The organism is Enhygromyxa salina (genome assembly GCF_002994615.1).
GTDB lineage: Bacteria > Myxococcota_A > Polyangia > Nannocystales > Nannocystaceae > Plesiocystis > Plesiocystis salina_A.
In genome coordinates, this window is sequence record NZ_PVNK01000127.1 from 71,365 (window position 1) to 91,956 (window position 20,592).

Consider the following 20,592-nt stretch of genomic DNA (forward strand, 5'->3'; position numbering starts at 1 on the left):
CGGACCGACGCCGGATTGCGCGAAAAACTGGCAAAAAGCTCGGCGCCGTGCCATCGGGTCACGCGCGTGGGTGCGCGCTCTCGAGATCGAGGGCCAGGGCCCCGACCCGATGGGTCCCAGAACCCGAAGGTTCCTCACCCCTGTGGGTCAGGCAGGCACAGCCCCCCACCCTCGATCTGGGCGTTGGTCCGGTAGGTGTTGAGGGTCTCCCAGTTGTTGATCGGATCGGTGGGGATGGTCCCGTCTTCGCGGACGTTGGTCACGTAGTAGGCGTGCTGATTCCAGATCCGCCGGGCCTGGATCCAGCGATCCTCGACGTCGCGGATGACCTGCAGGGCCGGCTGCGTGGTCATCGAGACGACGAGGATCTCGGCCGAGCCGTCGTTGTCGACGTCGGCCACGATCGGGTACTCGGAGACCGTGTTGCTGCCCCGGGCCTGCTGCAGGAGCACCTCGCCGGTCTGGCCGTCGTAGATGCGCATGAACTGCTCGTCGGCGTACATGGCCTCGGCGACGCCGTCGCCGAGGAAGTCGAACGCGGTGCCCCCGGCGGCGCCAGAGTTGTCCGAGACCATCGCCTGCCACAGCACGTCGTTGGCCAGCGGGCCCTCGTAGACGGAGTAAAACTGGCGCGAGGAGCTGGCCAACTCGGCGACGCCGTCGCCGTCGAAGTCGTGGATCGTGCCCGGCCGCTGCCAGATCAGGTACGCGCCCGCGGCGACGCCGCTCGGCGTGACCGGGCCCCACTTGATCGTCCCGTCGTGCTCGACGAGGAACAGGCCCTGGCCCGAGGTCACGAAGATCTCGGGCTCGGGGTCGTCGTCGAGGTCGCCGATCTGCGGGATCGACTGGCCGGTGATCGTCGGGTAGTTCTCGAAGTATTCGGTCCCGTCGAAGTGGTAGGCGGAGTGCCCGGTCACGACCTCCATCAGGCCGTCGCCGTCGAGGTCGACCGCGACGCTGGCCTCGATCTCGCCGGGGAGCGGGTTGCTCTTCTCCCACAGCAAGAAGCCGTCGCTGTCGTAGACCTCATGGTTGAACAGGATCTCCGGGTCGCCGTCGGCGTCGAGATCGTGGATCGCCACGGCGCCAGACTGGCGATAGAACTGGTTGCCCGAGCCGCCGTCGGTCTGATTGGTCCACTTGACGGTCCCGTCGTGCTCGAAGGCCTTGAGCCGAAACACGCCCCCCGGGCTGTTCCAGACCGTGACCAGCTCGGGGAGCCCGTCGTTGTCGATGTCGCCGAAGGCCGGGGTCGCGACGCACGAGACGTGCTCGCTCGGCGGGATGCTGAAGTGCTCGACCCCGGTCTCGCCGTCGAGAAAGTGGACGTAGCAGTCGGAGCTGTAGCTGATCGAGGTGTTCGAGACCAAGATCGCGTCGGGCACGTCGCACAGATCGATCTCGCCGTCCTCGTTGTCGTCGGTGAAGTTGCCGACCAGCGGGGTCACCCAGCTCTTCTCGTTGGCGCCAAAGGTCCACTGGATGTCGGGCTCGAAGCTGTCGGGCGGGGCCGACTCCTCGCACTCGCCGACGGCGTTCATGTTGTCGGAGACCTTGCACTCGTCGACGTTGCCGCCGGTGTCGCCGGCGTCGGGGATCGTCATGTCGAATTTGATCGGCGGGTCACCGTCCCCGTCGCCGGGCTCGCCGTCGCCGTCGCCCGAGGTGCCCGCATCGAGCGAGTCGGTGATCCCGTCGCCCTTGGTGTCACCATCAGTCTGCGAGGCGTCGGCGCACGCCGCCAGCGAGAGCGCAGCTACAGTCACCGTCGGGCCCAGGATCAAACGTGGCGATATCATCTGCCAAAGGTACCACCCGCCAAACCGTCACCTTTTTGACCGTGGGAGTCCGTGGCCGCCGAAGGAGTCCGTGGCCGCCGAAGGAGTCCGTGGGAGTCGGTGCCCGCCGTGAGCGACCGCGATGCACTCGAGCAGCGAGCGCCGAAGGCTGCGCCAAATTCGCAGCGCGAGCCCTCGAGCTCCTGCTTGACCGTCCGCCGCTCGCGGCAAAACTCCTGCGCCGCGTCGCGGGTGCCGTCCTCTTGCTCAGGGCTGAGGTCGAGCCGGTCGGCAAACATAGCGACCTGGCGCGCAGCGCCCATGATCCAACGTCCGATCCGTCCCAGCGCGAGCCACGGCGTCCGCGCAGTCCGCTACCGTGATGTCCACAGCGGTGTCCCTCGGACCAGCCATGATGTCCGCGCCCACTCCGATGGTGGCGGTGAACCAAAGGCACGAGTTCCGAGAGCAGCGGCGGCTCCGATGATGATTCCAGGCATGTTGGGCTGTCCTTGCCCTCAGCTTGATCCACGAGTTTGAAGCCCACAGACCCGCCAACGTGAAGCAGCGTGAAGTTGACAGCGCAGGCCGAAGATCAAGCCGAAGATCAAGCCGAAGATCAACCTTCGGTCCAAAGACCTGGCCACTGAAGCTGTGGTCGAAGCGGTGTCGGGTAAAGTATGCTCGACGCATGAGCGGAGCGAGTGCAACGTGAACGGGATGTCCGTGCACGAGCACGAAGATGAGCGCCTCGCGGCGCTGCGCGAGTACGCGATCCTCGACGCCGAGCCCGAGGCGCGCTTCGACGACGTCGCCAAGCTCGCCGGCGCTGCGCTCGACATGCCCATCGCGCAGGTCTCGCTGGTCGACGAGTACCGTCAGTGGCCCCTGGCCTCGGTCGGCGTCGAGCGGGACGAGATCCGCCGCCAGCACGCGTTTTGTTCGTGGGCGATCCTCGATGACGAGCTGCTCGTCATCGACGACCCGACCGCCGATGCGCGCTTCAAGGCGAGCCCGCTGGTCACCGGGCCGACCCACGCCCGGTTCTACGCGGGCGCCCCCCTGATCGCCTCCAGTGGCCACCGACTCGGCACCGTGTGCGTGATCGACCGAGAGCCGCGGACGCTCAGCCCGCGTCAGGCCGAGATCTTGCGAACGCTCGCGCGCCAGGTCGTGGATCTGCTCGACCTGCGCCTGGCCTCGCGCCAGCTCGACGGCGCGCTGGTCAGCATTCGGGCGATGGCCACCCTGATCCCGATCTGCTCGCACTGCCGCAAGGTCCGCGACGACGAGAACCGCTGGTCCACCCTCGAGCGGCTGGTCCAGGCCAAGACCGGCAGCCGCTTTACCCACGGCATCTGCCCCGACTGCGTGCGCGAGCACTACCCCGACGCCGCCGAAGACCTGCTCCGACAGGGCCGCTGAGCACGCCGCGCCCTTCCCGCAGCAGATCCGCGTCGGTGGCCGAGGTTTCGCCCGCACGCGTGCCATCGCTCATTGCGGCGGCGACCGGGTCCTGTCAGCATCGCCCGTCCACCGGAGCAGGATCTTGACCGACTCGAACGCCGCCCTTCCTCGTCCCCAGTCCGGTCACCCGCCCGGGCTCTACGTCCTGTTCTTCGCCGAGATGTGGGAGCGCTTCTGCTACTACGGCATGCGAACGCTCCTGGTTCTGTATCTGACCAAGGAGCTGCTGTTCGCCGACAACCCGGCCTACGGAGTCTACGGCGCGTACACGGCCCTGGTCTACGCGGCCCCGGTCCTCGGCGGCAAGCTGGCCGACGAGCTCCTCGGCTACCGCCGCGCGGTCGTGATGGGCGGCATCTTGATGGCGCTCGGCGAGTTCATGCTCGTCGGCAACGGGATCGTGACCGAGGGCAACACCTTGCTGTTCCTCGGCATGGGCACGATCATCATCGGCAACGGCTACTTCAAGGCCAACATCTCGTCGATCGTCGGCAAGCTCTACGAGGAGGGCGACCCTCGCCGCGACTCGGGCTTCACGATCTTCTACATGGGCATCAACATCGGCGCGGTGCTCGCGACCACGGTCTGCGGCTACGTCGGTGAGGTCTACGGCTACAAGTGGGGCTTCGGCCTCGCTGGCGTCGGCATGCTCATCGGCATCACGATCTTCATGCTCGGGCAGGGCAAGCTCGAGGGCCACGGCTTCGCGCCCGACGAGAAGAAGCTCCACGAGCCCTGGAAGGGGCCGCTGAGCCGCTGGCACATGTCGATCCTCGGCTCGCTCGCGGTCATCCCGGTGCTCTACTTCCTGCTCGTCAGCGAGGGCGCGGTCGCCGACGCGGGCGCCGACGCGGCCGGGTGGGTCAACACCGTAGCGATGATCCAGCAGAAGGTCCTGTTCGGTCTGAGCTTCGTCGACGTGCTGCTCGGCGTGACGATGGCGATCGTGGTGATCAACCTGCTGCGCGGGGCCAACGAGGCCGGCAAGACCGCTCCGCCCGAGAAGCGCACGGTTCAGCGCGACCGGATGATCGTGCTGTTCATCCTGATGATCTTCAACATCATGTTCTGGGCCCTGTTCGAGCAGGCCGGGACCTCCCTGACCCTGTTCGCTGACCGGGCCGTCGACCGCCAGATCGACCTGCTCAACTGGGAGCTGCCGACGACCAACACCCAGGCCTTCAACCCGGCCTTCATCATCATCTTCGGCAGCGTGTTCTCGTGGATGTGGGTCAAGCTCGACAAGAAGGGCGTCAACCCCAACATCCCGCTCAAGTTCGCGTTCGGCCTGATCCAGCTCGGCTGCGGGTTCCTGATCCTGCTGGTCGGCGCGTCGATGGTCGGGAGCGACTACAAGGTCGCCCTGGTGTTCCTCGTCGTCATGTACCTGCTCCACACGACCGGCGAGCTGTTCATCTCACCGATCGGCCTGTCGATGGTCACCAAGCTCGCGCCCGCCCACCTGACCGGCACGGTCATGGGCGCGTGGTTCCTGAGCTTCGCGTTCGCCAACAAGGTCGCGGCCGGCCTCGCCAAGCTGACTGGCGCCGAGGAAGGCGGAGCCGAGGGGGCCGAGATGGCCGCCCAGGAGGTCATGAACACCTACATCGGGACCTATCAGACCTTCGGGTTCGTGATCGTTGGCGTCGGGGTGCTGCTGATCCTGCTCTCCGGCTGGCTCAACAAGATGATGCACGGCGTCAAGTAGGCATCGGCGGCGCGCGCTCAGGGCAGCGCGCCAGCATCGATCCACTCTTCGATGAGCATGATGGTCACCTCGGGCAGTGGACTCGCGCCATTGCCCGCGGGCATCGAATTCCCCATCCCGCCGAACTCTGCCTGCTGGCCGCGGAGCTTGGCGATGAGGTAGCTGTTTGCTGAATTCCCGGCTTCGACGAGGCTGGCCCCTACAGCCTGCGCCGAGGGCGTGCCTACGAGTGCCGAATATCCATCGACGCTCAAGTCGAGAAACTCGGCCGTGCCGCCTGGTGCGTGGCAGCTGGAGAGCGCGCAGTTGTCGGCCCAGATGGGTTGGATATCGACCGCGTGCGAGAGCGCTGCGTCGCCGTCGCCGTCGCCGTCACCAGTGTCAGTGTCGCCGTCGCCGTCGCCAGTGTCAGTGTCGCCGTCACCAGGGTCACCGTCACCGTCGCCTGGAACGTCCGCACCGAGCAGGCCACAGGCAAGAGGAGGTCGAGCGAGGCACTCGTTGTCGGCCCCACAGTATGACGTGGCGTCACACTGCCCTTCGATGCACGCCTGGCCGGTCGTCGGCAGCGCCGCGCAGACGCTCGCGGCCGCGACACAGATCGCGGTCTTCGGATCGCACATGCCCATCACGCACGCAGCGCCTGGGCCCGGCAAGACTGGCTCGGCGATGCAGGTCGAGGTGTCGTCACAGATCGCTCCGGGGGCGCACACGAGCTCCGGGCACGGCTGACCGATGCCCGGCAGCGTCCCGGCAGATTGGCAAGGGTTCACACACACACCGGATGTGCAGACCAACCCCTGCGCGCAAGCGCTGAACGCGATGCCGAGCTCGGCCGACGTAGCGAGGGGCTCACAGACGAAGCCCGCGCCCAGGTTCCCGTGCCACGCCTTGCAAGGCGGGACACACACACCAGCGGGCGGCTCCGGCACCGCCCCGCTGCAGGCCAGTGATTCGATCGCGCTCAGCTCCGCCGCGGGGCAAGTGCCATCATAGATCAGGCCCGACAAGTACGCCGCATCGTTGAGCTCGTCGTAGGCCCCGAGCAGTTCGGCGAAACAATCGTTGGGGGTCGGGTAAGGATAGGTGTCGCAGGTACAGGAGTAGACCGCCGAACAGTAGCCTTGGGCCATCTGCCCCGGGTACTCGTTCGCGCTGACCTGCGGGTCTTCGGCTCTGCAGCCGAGCGAGCAGAACACTGCCAAGTTCGAGACGAGCGCAGCAGCATGGGCGAAACGGGAAGATCGACTCACGGGTGGGATGGTAGCAGTCGGAGAGCCACGCCACCATGGCGCGGCTCTCCGACGGCCTAGAGCCTAGCAGCCCGGGGTGCAATGCATCGTGTCGCCTCGCGCCGGAATTTTCGCCGAGGGCGCGAAGCCAAAACGCCGCTGTACCGGGCGTACTGCAAGTTTTGGCGACAAAGCCCTCGGCGAAAAGGCCAAGCGAGGCGCCGCGAGGCATTGCACCCCGGGCTGCTAGAGTCCCTCGGAGAGCTCGAGCGCGAGCGTCCAGCCGGGAGACTGCGCCCCGTGATGCCACCCATCGCAGGTCATGGCACCCAAGAAGGGCTGACGCTCGCTTGGTCCTCGACCCAGTCGAGCGCAGCGGAGACTCCGTCTCGGCCTTCGCCCGGCTCCACGCCCCCGCCCCTCCAGCACACTGGTATAAGGCAGCCTCAGCAGCGTGAGCAGCCAGCAGCTCGAGCTGTTTCTCGATGCGATGAGCGAGCAAGCGGACAACGCCAGCGACGAGCTCACGGCCAAGGAGCAGGACGAGCTGTTGCAGCAGCGGGCCGAAGCTGCGGCCGAGCGCGCGCGGCAAAAGGCCCTCGCCGACGCGGCCAAGCCCAAGCGCAGTCCGCTGAAGAAGCCGCTGCTGGCCGAGCTCGAGCGCCGCGACAACATCATCGAGGTGCCCGAGGGCGAGCGCGCGTGCCCGACATGCGGGGAAGAGCGCGAGGTGATCGGCCACTCCTTCAAGCGCCTGGGTCTGCCGCTGTCGATCTCGACGCTGTGCGATCAGATCAAGTGGGGCGCAGAGCGGCTGGTGCCGCTGTGGCTCGAGGCGATCGACCAGGTCCTCGGCGCTCGCGTCATGCACCTCGACGGCTCGGGCCTCGACGTCCTCGCTCGTGATCACGCCAAGGGCAAGCGTCGGGGGGCGCTGTGGGGCATGGCCGGGGCGACCTCGACCAAGCCCGAGGTCGCGGCCTACGTCTACGCGTCGACCAAGAAGGCCCAGGGACAGCGGCCACGTGAGCTTGGGCCGAGCGACATCCTGGCCCTGCGCGAGGGCATCGTAGTGCTCGACATGGACACGCTGTTTACTGCACAGCGAAAGCGTCCCGAGCTGATCGACTGCGGGTGCAACATGCACGCGCGACGCTACTTCGTGAAGGCCCTCGACAGCGGCGACACACGAGCCGCGCTGGTCATCGGAGCCTTCAAGGCGCTGTACCAAGTCGAAGACGAGGTCCGCGACGCCAGCGACGCCGAGCGCCTCGCAGCCCGCCGCGAGCACAGCACCCCCTGCTACGACGACATGGTGTCGTGGTGTCGGGCCTACGAGCCTGACGTGCCGCCGAAGTCGCCGCTGGGTCGCGCGATCGGGTATCTGCTGAAGCATCAATTGGCTTTGCGTCGTTTCGAGAGCGACGGCGGGATCCCGATCGACAACATGGCCGCGGAGCACAACTTCGTCCCGGTCGCGCTGACGCGGAAAAACTTTCTGTTCGCGGGGTCCGACGCCGGGGCCGAGCGCGCGGCGGTGGTCTATACGATCCTGCGTCAGGGGTCGTCCTCAAACCATCGATTCAACTTCCCGTCCAGGATTTCCCGAAGACGGTCCTTGTCGGCGAACAGTTCCTGCAACGTGGTGATGAAGAACAACTGGTCGAAGGGGGCACTCGGCCTACGGCGCCCCTCAACCCTTGCGGTGAGGGTCAGCGTGTTGGCCTTCTCCAGCAAGTTCCGGACGACCGGATCTTGCTCGGCGCGTAGGGTCTCCATCGCTTCGTCCCAGTTCAAAAACAGATCATCTCGTTCCATTGCGTACTCCTACTTTATCAGCGTGAGCTTCTCGAACACGGGCGTGAGCTTTCCACCCTGCCCTGCAACGATGCCACCCGTTCCAACACTCCCCCGGAACACCTGCCCGGAGGGAGAAATCACGAGGGCTTCGCCGACTTCGCCGAGGAATATCTCCGAGCCCTCGGTCCCAGTGGACCTTGCCGCGGTGACCCCGCCACCTCGCTTGTTGATCTGGGGTACGAGCGCTTCGAACAAGTCGACCTTCTCCGCGCGAGCGCGGCCTCGACGTAGTCACATGGCCAACGCGGGACGAAATCTCGCAAACAGCGCAGGATGGTACACCACGGTGGCCAGCTCCAGCTCATCGCGCACAAGGAGGCGCCGTGGATAGACGGATGTTTCCTATGCTTTTATCGTTTGGCGCGAGCGAACACTACTCACGGGGCTCCTGGGAGAACCAGGTCAGGTCGTCGAGAGACCCGTTCACGATGGTGTCGATCACCTTGGGCTTTTCGAACATTTTCGAGAGGATGGTCAACAACCTGTGGACATCGAACTCGGGGTCCACCTCGGTGACTTTTTCGTCCATTAGCGCGGTCTTCATCCCGAAACTCAGGAAGGCGCGCTTGCGAGGGTCTTCGACCTTGCTGATCAATGCTGATGCTTCTTCGTATTTGCCGGCCATCACAGTCCTTTTAGCGCGGAGTAGATAGGCTGGAGTTTGCCGCCCGCGCCGACGCCGAACTCGCTTCCGTTCTTGGTGATGTTGCCCCGGAACAGAGCCCCTGAGGGTGACACTACCAGCGCTTCGCCGAACTCGCCGGCAAAGATATGGGCTCCGTCAGCGCCGGCAGATCGAGCGGCCGACCAACTTCCACCACTGAGTTTGTTGATCTGAGTCGCCATACCTTCGAACGCGGTGGCCTTGTCTGCGGCGGTCTCGGTTCCGACGGTGACCTCTTGCAACTCGTCGTCGTGGTTCCACACCATGCTCGACAGGTGCGGCATTGCGGTCATGTTGCCGTGGGCGTCGTAGGTGTATGCGTGGGTGTAGGGCCCGTTGGCGGGGTCGCCCGGGGCGGAGGTCTCGTCGAGTTGGTTGCCCTCGTCGTCGTATATGTAATGCCGCGTCCACCCGGTCCCGGTGCCGGGGATGTGCTGCATCTTGAGGATGTTGCCGACCTGGTCGTACGTGAACTTTTGCGTGTACGTCCGCATGGCGGACGGGTCACTCGTCATCGGCTGGGGGCCGACGGGAATTTGCGTGTCGGTGCGCTGGGTGGTGCCCTGGGTGCTGTGCTCGCGGCCGGTGGCTTCGATGAGTCGGTAGGTGGCGTCGTAGGTGTAGGAGTTTGCGGGCTCGACGACGCTGTTTTGGAAGTAGACGGTCTGCTGGGCGTCGTCGCGGATGTCGGTGATGTTGCCGACGGGGTCGTAGTGATAGTGCAGGCCCTGCAGGGTCTTGCTGTCGCTGGTCAGCTCGGCGAGGCGGTAGGTGTGGGGGTCGTAGGTGTAGGTCGTGGTGGTGGTCGGGCTCGAGGTCGTGCCGTAGACGACGACCTCGCGCTGGCCGCGGGCGTTGTAGGTGATGTCGCCGACGACGGTCTGGGCGGTGGAGCTGCCGCGGTGTTTGACCTCGACGGTTTGGAGGGCGCCGGCCTCGTCGTAGGTGTAGATAGCCTGGCTGTCGTCGGGTGATATGGCAGTGAGCACGCGGTTGAGGGCGTCACGCGAGCTGCTGGCCGAGAAGGTCTCGGACTCGAGCAGGGACGCGGCTGCCGTCGCCATGTCGGTGATTGTAGTCTCTGCCAGCAGGGCACTCCAGTCTGGCTGGGTGGTCTTGCTGGTGACGAGTTGGCGCTGCTCTTCGAGGGCGTTGGCCTTGAAGTCGAACGCCACGTTGGTCGCCGCGCCCGCGCCGTCGTAGACGCGGTAGACGCGGCCGATGTGGTTGGTGTCCTCCGGCGAAGAGAGTAAGTCGCCATACACGATGCGCCCGAGCAACTTTTCGCTCCCGCCCGAAACGCTGACGGTCCGGTCGACCGGGCGCCGCAGGGTGTCGTAGGTGTAGGAGAAGCGCTGGCTGCGGTCGTCCCAGCTGCGCATGGGCTGGCCGAGCGCATTGAGCAGGGTCTGCCGGTCACCGGCGTCGTGGCTGAGCACCTCGAGCGAATGGCCGAGCATGCCGTAGACGCGGGCTTCCGCGGTGTTGCCGCGGGCGTCCTCGACCTCGAGCACGTTGCCCTGAATGTCGAGGACCGACTTGGTCTCGAAGTACTCGTCGTCTTCGTTGATGTCGATGTTGTGGGCAACGGACAAGAACGGCCGGCCTAACACATCGAGGTGGACCACGGCAGGGGTCCCGTCGTGGTCCGCGGCGAGCTCGGCGGCGCGCTTCTCCGCGAGCAAGCCGTCGTCGTTGCCGCCGTAGCCGATGCGCTCGGCGTACCAGTCGCTGTCGAGCACGGTGTCGTTGGGGTCCCAGCTGGTCTGCTTCCAGGGCGTGAACTCGACCTTCGAGTAGGTGCCGTTGGGCAGGTCGGTGCGGATCAGTCGGCCGAGCGGGTCATAGTGGTTGAGGGCGGTCACGCCCTGTTCGACGAGCTCGTCCTCGTCCTCGTAGTCGGGCGTGCTCGAGTAGTAGGGCTCGTAGGCCTTGATGACGTTGCCCTTGTTGTCGTGGACCACGCGGCCGTTGCCGACCCAGCGCAGCTCCGGGCTCGTGTCTTCGTGCTGAAGCACGTCGTTGACGAACACCAGCTCGCCGTTGCCGTCGCGCTCGGGCGCCAGGCCCGGCCGGGCCTGCGCCTTGACCATCAGCACGCCGCCGGCCCCGGAAAAATAGCTGCGCTGCTCGAGCCAGCGCGTGTTGACGTCGGCGTGGGTCTCGCGGGTGCGGGTCTTGGTCCAGTTGGGCTTGGCGTTGTTCTTCCACTCGAACAGGTCGTACTCGACGGTCGACGTCGGGTCCGACAGCGTGTCGCCGTCGCTGTCGCCGACCTTGCCGAGCACGGCCGACTTCACGACCAGGCCGAGCACGTCGTGCTCGACCTGCGTGCGGTTGCCGTTGGGGTCCGTGACCTGCCACAGGCCAAGCACGCGATAGTCGTGCGCCGCCGTCACGGTCTCGCTCAGCGGGTTGCTGCTGCTGACGACCAGCAAGCTGTGGCTGTCGTAGGTCGTCGAGTAGCTGTTGCCGTAGGGGTCGTCGACCGAGGTCACGGCGTAGAACTTGCTGGCGTTGTAGGTCGGGTGCCCGGTCCGCACCCACCAGGCGCTGCTGGCGAGCACGTACTTGCCCTCGGTCTGTAGCTCGGTGTTGGTGGGCGCGCCAGTCAGCGAGCCGAACACCGCGCTGCGCTGCGCGTCGGTCATGGCCATGGTGTCGCTGTCGTAGGGCAGCGCGCGACTCTCGACGGTGCCCTGGCTCAGCGGGTCGGACAGGTCGTCGGCCATGTAGCGGATCTTGGTGTGGCTCAGCAGGCGCTTTTGTTCGGCGAGACGCGGAGCTGTTGGTGGTCGGCGCGGCGGCCGAGCGCTCGCCGCTGGCGGTGATTGTCGCCGGAGACATGAACGACGTCGCGTGGTCGAGCACGACCCGCCGCTTCCAGCGAATCAGCGGGCTGCTCGATCCACGCATCTGTCGGGGCATCTACGCGACCTATCACGCCAAACTACCGATCATGCGCTGGCCTCTCGACCACGTGTTCTTCTCTGAGGAGCTCCGGCTCGTCGAGATGCGGCGGCTCGGACGGTTTGGCTCCGATCACTTTCCGATCCTCATCACCCTCAGTCATGAGCCAGCCGAGCGCGAGGGACACGAGGAGGTCCCGCCCGCGGACCGCGAAGATCGAGCGGAGGCCCGAGAGGTCATCGAGGACGCCCGCGACAAGCACGACTCTGACAGCCCGGAGTGATGTCCATGCCCAAGACACGAGAATCAAAGGATGAGCACGAGAACGACGAGGAGTCGCGCCGGCGCTGGGTTCACGACGTGACTCGGGCCGCCGCCGGCGGCGCGGTGACGCTGGTGATCGGCGCGGGTGCCACCGTGCTGCTCGGCTCGGGCGCTACTTCGAAGCCCAAAGGCTAGTCGCCTCGCTGACCTCGGTGTTGCCCTACGTGGCGTCGTCGGGCATCGCAGCGAGCGTGACGGTGCTGGCTTTGATGCTCAACTTACTGGGCCTCAGTCGCCGGTCTGACGCGGACCTGAGCAAGATCTTCTATCGGCGGGTCCAGTGGATCGGCCGGCAGGCGAGCGCCATGTTCGTGGGCTCCTTGCTGTTGCTCCTCACCCTCGCATTTCCTGCGATCGAGAGCGACGCCTTTGACGGCGCGAGCAATTTCGTGGTCGCTCAGTTCTACGTGACCTCGGCGCTTACCGCGGTGCTGAGCGGTCTCGCCGTGTCGATGGTGCTCATGCTGCAAAGCACGCTCTCGGATCTCGTCGCTGTGCTTGGCATGAAGGTCAAAGACCACTATCTGCTGGCGCCGAGCTCCGACCAAGAAGCTTGAGCACCTCAGGGCTCCGCTGGGCCCCGTCAGACCTGATCCGGGCACACCGCCCCCGCCCAGCAGCTCGCTGGATTCCGCAATCGGAACTTCGACCGCCGCGAGCTGCTGACCGTGTGGCTCGTGGGTCTACCCTCGCTCGCGGCCCGGCTCGGCATGCGCCAGCACGCTGCGCTGGCTAGCAGGCTCGTCTCGACCAACGTCCTGCCGCCGCGCGGGCGGAGGACTTCCGCGCCATGATCGAGCACGGGCTGAAGGTCGCTGGGGCGAAGACCAAGGGGGCCAGTACGGCCTGGACGGGGGCAAGTACGACCTCGAAGGACTCCCGTGGCCAGCGCGGGACCAAATCTCGCAAACAACGCGGTATGGCACAGTACTCGTCGCTGGCCTCAGGCACCTCGTTCATGCCGATGGGGTCCCACTCACCGAGCAGGAGCGACCGGATAGCCTGGTGACGGCGCCGGGCGCCGGTCCTCCCCCGAGTGGTCCATCAGCTAGGCGCTCGCCGATCCACGCGAGTCGCCTGCCAGAAGTAGCGAACGTCATCGTGAAGTTCGTTGAGTCGCTCGACCTCGCGCTCGGCCTCCTCCTCGCTCCAGACGATGCGCTTCACCGTGACGCGATTGCGCAAGTCCACCTCCTGTCCCTGGAAGTCGTCGAGGCGAACGATGGCGAACGCCCGTTCATGTTCGTTGCGTGCCACTTGTGTCCCCTATCGTATCGCTTTCGCGCGGTCCTCGGTGAGGCTCCCAAGCCGTTGCATCGTGGCAGGGTCGAATACGTTGCCCGTTAGGTCGAAGACCACGTTGTCAGCACCACCACGCCCGGTGGCGGCCTTGATCTGGTGAAGCCTCTCGCTGGCCAGGATCGGGTCGATCCCGTGGAACTTCTCCAGGCGTCGGAAGACCTCGACCTCGTTCTTGGTCGTCCGCATCACGGAGTTGACCACGCCTTCCGCGCCCGGATACTGCGCCTTGACTACCGCGAGGCGTCGCTCCGCCTCGGGGAGGAAGTCCCCTACGGTCCGTCCTACTCCCCCCTCTGCGGCAGGTGCTCCTCCAGAGTTGCTGGATGATGAGCGCCGCGGCCGCGGCGCTGCCTTCGGGGTCCTTGTTGTCGAGCACCTGCACGCCGGTGTCGTCGGTCTGCAGCACGTGTGAGGCCAGCACGGTCTGGCCGAGCAGCTTGTGCAAGGGCGCGAGCAAGCTGGCGCACGCGCGGAGCCAACCGACCATCGTCGAGACCGTCAAGTCGAGGCCGTCTCGTGCGAAGATCTTGACCAGGCGATTCAGCGGAAGATGATCGGCGTACTTGCTCACGATCACGTGCGTGAGCAGCCCCGGCTCGGCGAGGCCACGCACGATCACCTGCGGTGGACAAGGCGCCGTCACCACTGGCCCGTCGCCGCTCTTGGGCGCGTACTTGGCTCGCTTGGTGTGCACATGGATGAAGTGCCCTTGCCTCCAGTCGAGGGTGTGCGACTCGGCGTAGCCGATGAAACCCATGTCGTCGCAGCCCTCGAGCTGCGAGCGCTCGACGTCGATGACTCGCTCCTCGACCGGCAAGTGCTCGGGCGGTCGTTGCCGCCGCGAAGGCTTCTTCGCTTCGCCTTCGGCGGCCGCGGCCTCGTCGATGTCTTCGGCGTCGACCTCCTCGAGGTCGCTGTCGATCTTGGCCTCGAATTTGTCGAGGTCCTCGAGCGGGTCGACCGTCTCGGACTCGTCGTCCGCTTCGACCTTGGGCTTGTCCGCTTCGCTGACGAGGCTCAGCAATAGCGAGAGCTGGGACGTGTCGATCTGCTCCGACGTCCGGCCCTTGGCCGACTTGCGCAGCCGCATCAGCTCGAACTCGAGGTGCGCGGTTCGACGACCCAGCTTCTCCAGCAGCTTCAGAATGTCATTGACGAGCTCATTGTGCTCGCCCTTGCTCAGGCGATCGACGAGGTGGCTGCGGACCTGGTCGAGGTTGAGCTCGTCGCGGCTTCCCATACTGGTATAAGGCAGCCTCAGCAGCGAAGTGTCACAGTTTTCTTTTCCGGCACCCACCGCGACCGCCGACGTGAGCCCGCGAGTTCGATGCCCTCGAGGATCAGCATCAGCTCGGCCGCTTCGACCTCGACCTTGACCTCGCCGAGCCCGGGACGCTTCGGCGCGCGGAACGTGCCTCGCTCGATCCGCTTGTAGTAGATGACCCAGCCCGTGCGATCCCAAAACAGGATCTTCGCCCGGTTCCCGCGGCGGTTGATGAACACGAAGAGGTGGCCCGACATCGGATCCTCGGCGAGCAACGAGCGGGTCACGTTGCACAGGCCGTCGAAGCCCTTGCGCAGATCGACGGGGTCGAGGGCGAAGTAGATCCGCACGCTCGGCGGCAGGCTCAGCATACCGACCCCACGACGCGGAGGACGCGAGCGAGGAGCTCGTCGTCGACGCCGCGCTCGACGTGCACGCGGGCCTGGCCGAGCTCGATGACCAGCGAGGATGACCTCGCGCTCGGGAGCTCGCCGACCACGACGACCTCGGCGAGCCTCGGCGGCGCCGGGTAATTCTTGGCCCAGCGAGCCAGGCGCTGCTCGTCGATGTCGTGGCGCTCGCAAAAGGCCCGCCGGCTCATGTCGCTGTCGCGCCAGGCCTGGACGACCTTCGCGGCGTCTGGACGGGTCCAACGGCGCTTGGCGGCGAGGGAGGCGAGGTCTCGAGGGTCTACGCGTCGAGTTGGCATCCGCCGAGCGTCGGCGTCTACGCTCGCTGGCGACAGATGTCCTCACCGAGTGCTTACGGGCCCTCGTCGTGGAGGAAGTCCGTCGACCCGACCAGGTACGGCGCGGGCCCGAGCTCCGCGGCAAAATGGTGAAACATCAACACACGCCGACACAGCCGACGCGTGCGCAGCTCGAATCCCGGGCGGTTCGTCGAGAAGGTGTCTTGTCGCGTGGGCCAGTCCCGGTCTTCGGTCGGCGAGACTTCGAGCTGCTCGCCGTGCATCACGCCGTGCTCGCCGTAGTCGAGGACCACCTCGAACAGCCAGCCGCCCTTCACGAAGGGCGTGGCGTTGCCGTATTTGATGCGCTTGAGGTAGCGCTGCGCTTGCACACTCGTCTGGGCCAGGCGCGGTCGCTCCTCGAGCGCGTCTTGGTCCACACCCGCGAGATTCTCTTGCTTGTACTCGTAGACAATGATGTTGCCCCGGTCATCGTGGCTCTCTTCGAGCAACCACGAGAACACGCGCATGGGGTCCCCCGGGTCCGAGACCCGCGCGGACGCGGTCCGCCCGAAAAAACTCGTCACGTTCTCGGGCGAGATCGTCCGCCAGTGGACATCCCCGGTCGCCTGCGAGGTCCACCGCTCGATCCGCGCGAAGCCGCCCTCGACCCGCGGCATGAAGCGCTGGATCACGTGGCCATCGCGGATCTGCGACCAGACCTGACCCTGGTCGTCGAGCTGGTGCACGAGATCCTCGGCGCCCGCGAGCACGAAGGTGTCGCGGCGCTCGAGCTGGGGGTCCTCATCGCGGTACTCGGGCAAGCCCTTGTCGGTCTTGCGCGAGATCGCGGGCACCCCGAGCATCCAGCCGATCCCGAACGGCCCGTTGCCGAGGCCGGAGCTGTAGCTCAGCGACAGCTCCGGCCCAAAGCCACCGCGGCCCGGCGAGCTCGCGATCGGCACCGACATCGAGCCGCCGCCCGTGAAGGGGTTGGGCGAGAACTTCTCGCCGATGCTCCGCAGCGCGCCGCCGCCGGTCGGCAAGCTGATCGACGGCGCGAAGCTCGAGGTCGGATCGCTCTGGCCCGCGGGCGCCTGCCCGTCGCCGTAGGGCGACTTGAACAGCTCCGCGAAGGGGTTGTTCTCGTCCTTGGATTTCGCCCCCGCCCCGGGAGCGTCGCGGCCGGGGAAGCTGCCCGCGCCGAAGGGCTGCGTGGGCTGCGGGCCCTCGATTGGGATCGATGGTCCCGAGGTCATGCCGGGGCGCTTGGTCTTGTCGCTGCTCATGATGGTCCCTCCCCCGCCCGATCAGGCGCTCAGCGTGTAGCGAACGATCACCAGCATCCCCGCGACCTTCGTGCGATCGAGCCGCGTCCCCTCTTTGAGCTTCGCGGGCGCAGTGTCGTCCGCCAGCGAGAGCGTCCACGTACCGGGCTCCTCGGTGATCGGCCCGGTGTCTCCGATCATGAAGGCTTCACCCTGCGACTGCCCGAGGTTCAGCTCGGCCACCCCGATGGGCGCGGATCCCATCCTGAGCGCCCGCAGCGCTTATCGGCGCAGAGGGGCTCGACGTCTTGCGGCCCCTAACGACCCGCCCATTGCCGAACCGCGCAGGCCTGGGCACGTGTTCTTTGCAAAACTGCCGACGACGGTGAACCTGCGGCTACTCTGGGTGGCCTCGATCAATCTGGATGCTCTCCACCCAGCGGTTCTCCTCGGGCAAGAGAGGACGCTTCAAACGCTTGTCAACTCGAATGATCAAGACTCCTGGGATTGAACCCGCTTCTTGAGCAGTCACGTTATCGGCGACAAAGAACCACCAGCCTCCCTCGTCCGCCCCCGAATCGAGTTCGGAAAATTGTAGGTTAGGATGCTCAGCTTTGTGGTCCTCCAGTGCCGCCACAGCAAGCCGAGCACGTGACGCTCGACGCGTGTCAGGAGCTGCAGCTCGGGCGACCGACGCTCTCGAGGGCGACTGCGGTCTCGACGAAGTCCCGTGACCAGCGCGGGACGACATCTCGCAAATAACGCGGTATGGCACAAGGGCCGTTCCTACCGCGAGCCCGCGTGCCACTGGCTTGCGGCAAAGCTGCCTCGACTACTCCCGGTCAGGAACTGCCGAGTCGACGTGTTTCGGTTGGCCAAGCCACTTTTGTACCCTGGCCACGTCCTCTGGTGTTCGGAGCGCGGCGAGCCGAGGCAGCCAATACATCGCCTTCTCGTACAAATCGCCCCCTGACTCAATTTGCAACCAGTCTAGTAGCCGAATCAAGCGACGAACCCCTGCCACCGTCGCGTAAAACTCCAGCCACCAACGTATCGTCGAAGCATCCCCCTTATGGATAGTAGCCTGTACGATGTCGAGGGCCTCTGAGGCTTTCAACTCCAAGCGAATCCCCAAGTGATGAGCTCCGCGAGAGTCCCTCTCAAACATGGCCTTGAGGGTGCGAACCCGGACTTCCCGCGGCTTTTTCACCAATAGGTTTTCGTTGATCGTCATCGAGAAACACGCCGGCAACTAGAGTGGATGTTGAGGAGGAGGAGGGGCGCCGGGAAAACGGCCTGGCGCGAACATATGCTGTGGAAACGGTGCAATTTCGCTGTAGAAAGGCAATGGTCGGTAGTGGCCGGACTCGTTGCTCCACGACCGAACATGGCCGCGACCGCCCCAAGCGCCACCGAACTGAACCCGTCCAGCGTACTCCACGTCCCCGCCACCGGAGAGGGTTAGGTGGCCTGGTCGAGCAGTCATCATCTGTTTCGACTGTCGCACTGCAAGGACATCTCCGGCCCTAACCACAAAATCGTACGACCCTTGCGCTCGCCGCCGTGAAGTCCCCCTGTATTCGTACCAGCGTCCGTTGGGTTCCCGTCCAAGGCGAACCACGCGACCCGGTGGCTGAGTGTCCCCCGGGAACAGATTCCGAAATCGCGCTCGTGTCTGTTGCGCCGGAAGCATGAATCGCCGTGAGTCCGCTGGAACCCGAAGCGCGCGGCGTTGGGCTGCCAGGCCGCCGATCGGAAGACCCTCCGCAGCAGCACTTGCACCGGCGAAGGACTCAGTGAGCGCCATTATCCCCACGGCGAAGGTGTCTCCGGAGGCCCACGCCTCGACGCTACTCCCCACTTGGGTCATGACCTCCGTCGCCGCCACGCCGCTAGAGACTCCCGCCCGCAGGGCGGGCAGCGCAATCGCCGCCCCCTCAATACCCGTAGCAAGGGCCAGCCCGGTCACCAAGTAGCCGACCATGAAGCCCATGCTCATGCGGCGTTGCTGGTTCATCCGTCGAACCAGGTTGGTCTCGCTCCATTTCTGGTTCCACTTCTCCTGCGTAGCAAGTTGCCCAACGATCAACTGCTCGGGGCGCGCGCCCTGGACACCGAGATCTAAGGGCGCAAAATCAGGGTCATGGAGGTAGGTAGGCCCACGGTTACCCCCATCGGATGAAGCTACAGTCGGGGCCGCCCCGTAGGCCTCCCCCTCGACGTCCATCGGTTCGAATTTATACTCGCCTGGAGTTAGTGCTGGGTCTGCGTAGGGAACCCGACCACCCGTTGATGTGTAATCACTACCGTCGGGGTTGGGGGATAGCCCCGTGACGTCGCTTGAGGTTATTGGACTTGATGACGTGTATTCATAAAGGTTGATCCCCCCGCTAGTTCCTATCGAGTCCGCGGCCGTCCAACGCCCCAACCACGGCGCATAATACCGCGCCGAGTGATACGCGAGCCCCGTCTCCTCGTCCCGCTCCATCCCCGTGTAGCGGTACCGCTTCGCCGAGACGTCGATGCTCGCATCCACCGCCCGGTACGCGCTCGTCCCATACGGGTGATACTCCTCGTACGAGATGACCGCCCCGCTCCCGTCGACCTCCGTCGCGGCCGAGCCGAGGTGGTTGCTCAGCTGGTACCGCCAGATCCCCGTCGGACTCCCGACCGCCTCCCCGTCGACGGTCTTCGTCTCGATGATGCAGATCCGCCCGCTGCCGTCGCTGATGTGCAGCGTCTCGCGCTCGAGCGCCAGCGTGTCGTTGACGCGCTTGCGGTAGATCTCGAACGGCCCGAGGTAGATGCGCTCTTCGGTCGTCGTCCCCGACTTCTCGACGTACTTCCGGCTACGCATCCCGCCCGCGTACTGGAAGTAGACCGTCTCGGTCCCGACGGTGACCTCCTGCAGTTCGTCGCCGTGGTTCCACACCATGCTCGACAGGTGCGGCATCGCCGTCATGTTGCCGTGCGCGTCGTAGGTGTAGCTGTGCGTGTAGGGGCCGTTCGCGGGGTCGCCCGGGGCCGAGGTCTTGTCGAGGCGGTTGCCGTTTTCGGCGTATACGTAGCGTCGCGTCCAGCCCGTCCCCGCACCGGGGAGGTGCTGCATCTTCAGGATGTTGCCGACCTCGTCGTAGATGTACTTCTGCGTGTACCTCCGCATCGCCGACGGGTCGCTCGTCATCGGCTGCGGGCCGACTGATATTTGGACGTCGGTTCGCTGCGTGGTTCCTTGCGTGCTGTGCTCGCGGCCGGTCGCCTCGATGAGCCGGTAGGTCGCGTCGTAGGTGTACGAGTTCGCGGCCTCGACGACGCTGTTTTGAAAGTAGACCGTCTGCTGCGCGTCGTCGCGGATGTCGGTGACGTTGCCGACCGGGTCGTAGTGGTAGTGCAGGCCCTGCAGCGTCTTGCTGTCGCTGTTCCGGACCGTGCTCAGCTCCGCGAGGCGGTAGGTCTGCGGGTCGTAGTCGTAGCTCGTCGTGGTGGTCGGGCTCGAGGTCGGGCCGTAGACCACCGCCTCGCGCTGGCCGCGGGCGTTGTAGGTGATGTCCCCGACGACGGCCTCGGCGGTGGCGCTGCCGCGGTGTTGGACCTCGACCTTCTGGAGGCCGCCGCCCTCGTCGTAGGTGTACGCGACCTCGGAGCTGTCGGGCGAGATGGCCCTGAGCACGCGGCTCAGCGCGTCACGCTCGCTGCTCGCCGAGAAGGTCTCGGAGCTCAGCAGCGAGGTGGCGGCGCTTGCCATCGCGGCAATTGTACTGTGGCCCAGCAGCGCACTCCAGTCGGGCTCCGTGGTCTCGTCCGCGACCAGTTGGCGCTGCTCTTCGAGCGGCTCACCCTTGAAGTCGAACTCCACCGTCGTGGCGACGCCTGCGCCGTCGTAAACTCGGTAGACGCGACCGACGTGGTTGGTCGCGGCGGGTGCGGCGAGCAGGTCGCCGTAGACGACGCGGCCGAGCAGTTTCTCGGGGCCGCCGCCGACGCTCACGCTTCGGTCCACGAGGCGGCGTAGGGCGTCGTAGACGTACGAAAAGCGCTGGTCGCGGTCGTCCCAGCTGCGCATCGGCTGACCGAGCGCGGTCAGCAAATGCCACCGGTCCCCGGCGTCGACGCCGCCGACGAAG

Annotated in this window: 16 protein-coding genes and 1 pseudogene; 6 read left to right on the forward strand and 11 right to left on the reverse strand. The window is 65.8% G+C overall.

Annotation, left to right across the window (positions count from 1 at the left end):
- Positions 1-134 precede the first annotated feature (134 nt).
- The gene (locus tag ENSA5_RS13295; RefSeq protein WP_146155651.1) at positions 135-1,802 is read right to left on the reverse strand and encodes an FG-GAP repeat domain-containing protein; all 1,668 of its coding nucleotides are present in this window, start codon (positions 1,800-1,802) and stop codon (positions 135-137) included.
- 699 nt (positions 1,803-2,501) lie between these two features.
- Here ENSA5_RS13295 and ENSA5_RS13300 point away from each other — a divergent pair.
- Positions 2,502-3,206: a GAF domain-containing protein gene (locus ENSA5_RS13300; protein ID WP_106392022.1), complete on the forward strand. Its 705-nt coding sequence runs from the start codon at positions 2,502-2,504 to the stop codon at positions 3,204-3,206.
- 124 nt (positions 3,207-3,330) lie between these two features.
- Complete coding sequence (locus tag ENSA5_RS13305) at positions 3,331-4,956, forward strand: peptide MFS transporter (RefSeq protein WP_258182837.1); 1,626 nt, start codon at positions 3,331-3,333, stop codon at positions 4,954-4,956.
- 17 nt (positions 4,957-4,973) lie between these two features.
- Here the strand turns inward: ENSA5_RS13305 and ENSA5_RS37625 are convergent, their stop codons facing one another.
- Positions 4,974-6,089 carry a hypothetical protein gene (locus tag ENSA5_RS37625; protein WP_181197721.1) on the reverse strand — a complete coding sequence of 372 codons (1,116 nt, stop codon included), beginning with the start codon at positions 6,087-6,089 and terminating at the stop codon, positions 4,974-4,976.
- Between the two features lie 781 nt (positions 6,090-6,870).
- On the opposite strand from ENSA5_RS37625, the gene ENSA5_RS13320 reads away from it, so the two are divergent.
- Entirely contained in the window at positions 6,871-8,379 is a 1,509-nt protein-coding gene (locus tag ENSA5_RS13320; RefSeq protein WP_181197722.1) for an IS66 family transposase, read from the forward strand.
- 42 nt (positions 8,380-8,421) lie between these two features.
- Here ENSA5_RS13320 and ENSA5_RS13325 read toward each other — a convergent pair whose 3' ends face one another.
- Both ENSA5_RS13325 and ENSA5_RS13330 read right to left on the reverse strand, forming a co-directional pair.
- Positions 8,422-8,673, reverse strand: a complete 252-nt coding sequence (locus ENSA5_RS13325; protein WP_146155653.1) for a hypothetical protein — start codon at positions 8,671-8,673, stop codon at positions 8,422-8,424.
- Positions 8,673-11,444, reverse strand: a complete 2,772-nt coding sequence (locus ENSA5_RS13330) for an RHS repeat domain-containing protein (protein WP_106392027.1) — start codon at positions 11,442-11,444, stop codon at positions 8,673-8,675. The genes ENSA5_RS13325 and ENSA5_RS13330 overlap by 1 nt, the downstream gene beginning before the upstream one ends.
- 38 nt (positions 11,445-11,482) lie before the next feature.
- Between ENSA5_RS13330 and ENSA5_RS13335 the strand changes: the two are divergent.
- The 3 genes and pseudogenes from ENSA5_RS13335 to ENSA5_RS13340 all read left to right on the forward strand — a co-directional run.
- Positions 11,483-11,905: pseudogene (locus tag ENSA5_RS13335) on the forward strand (endonuclease/exonuclease/phosphatase family protein); the annotation flags it as partial.
- Complete coding sequence (locus ENSA5_RS37630; protein ID WP_181197723.1) at positions 11,905-12,081, forward strand: hypothetical protein; 177 nt, start codon at positions 11,905-11,907, stop codon at positions 12,079-12,081. The pseudogene ENSA5_RS13335 and the gene ENSA5_RS37630, both read left to right, overlap by 1 nt.
- 17 nt (positions 12,082-12,098) lie before the next feature.
- On the forward strand, positions 12,099-12,503 hold the full coding sequence (locus ENSA5_RS13340; RefSeq protein ID WP_106392029.1) for a hypothetical protein: 405 nt from the start codon (positions 12,099-12,101) through the stop codon (positions 12,501-12,503).
- A 487-nt stretch (positions 12,504-12,990) separates the two neighbouring features.
- Here ENSA5_RS13340 and ENSA5_RS13345 read toward each other — a convergent pair whose 3' ends face one another.
- The 7 genes from ENSA5_RS13345 to ENSA5_RS13375 all read right to left on the reverse strand — a co-directional run.
- Positions 12,991-13,203 carry a hypothetical protein gene (locus ENSA5_RS13345; RefSeq protein ID WP_106392030.1) on the reverse strand — a complete coding sequence of 71 codons (213 nt, stop codon included), beginning with the start codon at positions 13,201-13,203 and terminating at the stop codon, positions 12,991-12,993.
- 106 nt (positions 13,204-13,309) lie between these two features.
- On the reverse strand, positions 13,310-14,488 hold the full coding sequence (locus tag ENSA5_RS13350) for an IS66 family transposase (protein ID WP_106392031.1): 1,179 nt from the start codon (positions 14,486-14,488) through the stop codon (positions 13,310-13,312).
- A gap of 17 nt (positions 14,489-14,505) precedes the next feature.
- The gene (tnpB, locus tag ENSA5_RS13355) at positions 14,506-14,883 is read right to left on the reverse strand and encodes an IS66 family insertion sequence element accessory protein TnpB (protein WP_106392032.1); all 378 of its coding nucleotides are present in this window, start codon (positions 14,881-14,883) and stop codon (positions 14,506-14,508) included.
- Positions 14,877-15,221 carry an IS66 family insertion sequence element accessory protein TnpA gene (gene tnpA / locus ENSA5_RS13360; protein WP_106392033.1) on the reverse strand — a complete coding sequence of 115 codons (345 nt, stop codon included), beginning with the start codon at positions 15,219-15,221 and terminating at the stop codon, positions 14,877-14,879. Before tnpA ends, tnpB begins: the two co-directional genes overlap by 7 nt.
- A 53-nt stretch (positions 15,222-15,274) precedes the next feature.
- On the reverse strand, positions 15,275-16,489 hold the full coding sequence (locus tag ENSA5_RS13365) for a SpvB/TcaC N-terminal domain-containing protein (protein ID WP_106392034.1): 1,215 nt from the start codon (positions 16,487-16,489) through the stop codon (positions 15,275-15,277).
- Between the two features lie 21 nt (positions 16,490-16,510).
- Positions 16,511-16,711: a hypothetical protein gene (locus ENSA5_RS13370; protein ID WP_106392035.1), complete on the reverse strand. Its 201-nt coding sequence runs from the start codon at positions 16,709-16,711 to the stop codon at positions 16,511-16,513.
- 1,009 nt (positions 16,712-17,720) lie between these two features.
- Positions 17,721-20,592: RHS repeat-associated core domain-containing protein (locus ENSA5_RS13375; RefSeq protein ID WP_146155655.1), on the reverse strand; the 2,872-nt coding region annotated here is incomplete at its 5' end.

What these genes read in the sequence shown, in the direction of transcription:
- ENSA5_RS13330 (WP_106392027.1), bottom strand. Translation starts at nt 11,444, where the DNA reads ATGGCCGACGACCTGTCCGACCCGCTGAGCCAGGGCACCGTCGAGAGT.
- tnpB (WP_106392032.1), bottom strand. Translation starts at nt 14,883, where the DNA reads ATGCTGAGCCTGCCGCCGAGCGTGCGGATCTACTTCGCCCTCGACCCC.
- tnpA (WP_106392033.1), bottom strand. Translation starts at nt 15,221, where the DNA reads ATGCCAACTCGACGCGTAGACCCTCGAGACCTCGCCTCCCTCGCCGCC.
- ENSA5_RS13350 (WP_106392031.1), bottom strand. Translation starts at nt 14,488, where the DNA reads ATGGGAAGCCGCGACGAGCTCAACCTCGACCAGGTCCGCAGCCACCTC.
- ENSA5_RS37630 (WP_181197723.1), top strand. Translation starts at nt 11,905, where the DNA reads ATGTCCATGCCCAAGACACGAGAATCAAAGGATGAGCACGAGAACGAC.
- ENSA5_RS13300 (WP_106392022.1), top strand. Translation starts at nt 2,502, where the DNA reads ATGTCCGTGCACGAGCACGAAGATGAGCGCCTCGCGGCGCTGCGCGAG.
- ENSA5_RS13365 (WP_106392034.1), bottom strand. Translation starts at nt 16,489, where the DNA reads ATGAGCAGCGACAAGACCAAGCGCCCCGGCATGACCTCGGGACCATCG.
- ENSA5_RS37625 (WP_181197721.1), bottom strand. Translation starts at nt 6,089, where the DNA reads ATGGCCCAAGGCTACTGTTCGGCGGTCTACTCCTGTACCTGCGACACC.
- ENSA5_RS13325 (WP_146155653.1), bottom strand. Translation starts at nt 8,673, where the DNA reads ATGGCCGGCAAATACGAAGAAGCATCAGCATTGATCAGCAAGGTCGAA.
- ENSA5_RS13295 (WP_146155651.1), bottom strand. Translation starts at nt 1,802, where the DNA reads ATGATATCGCCACGTTTGATCCTGGGCCCGACGGTGACTGTAGCTGCG.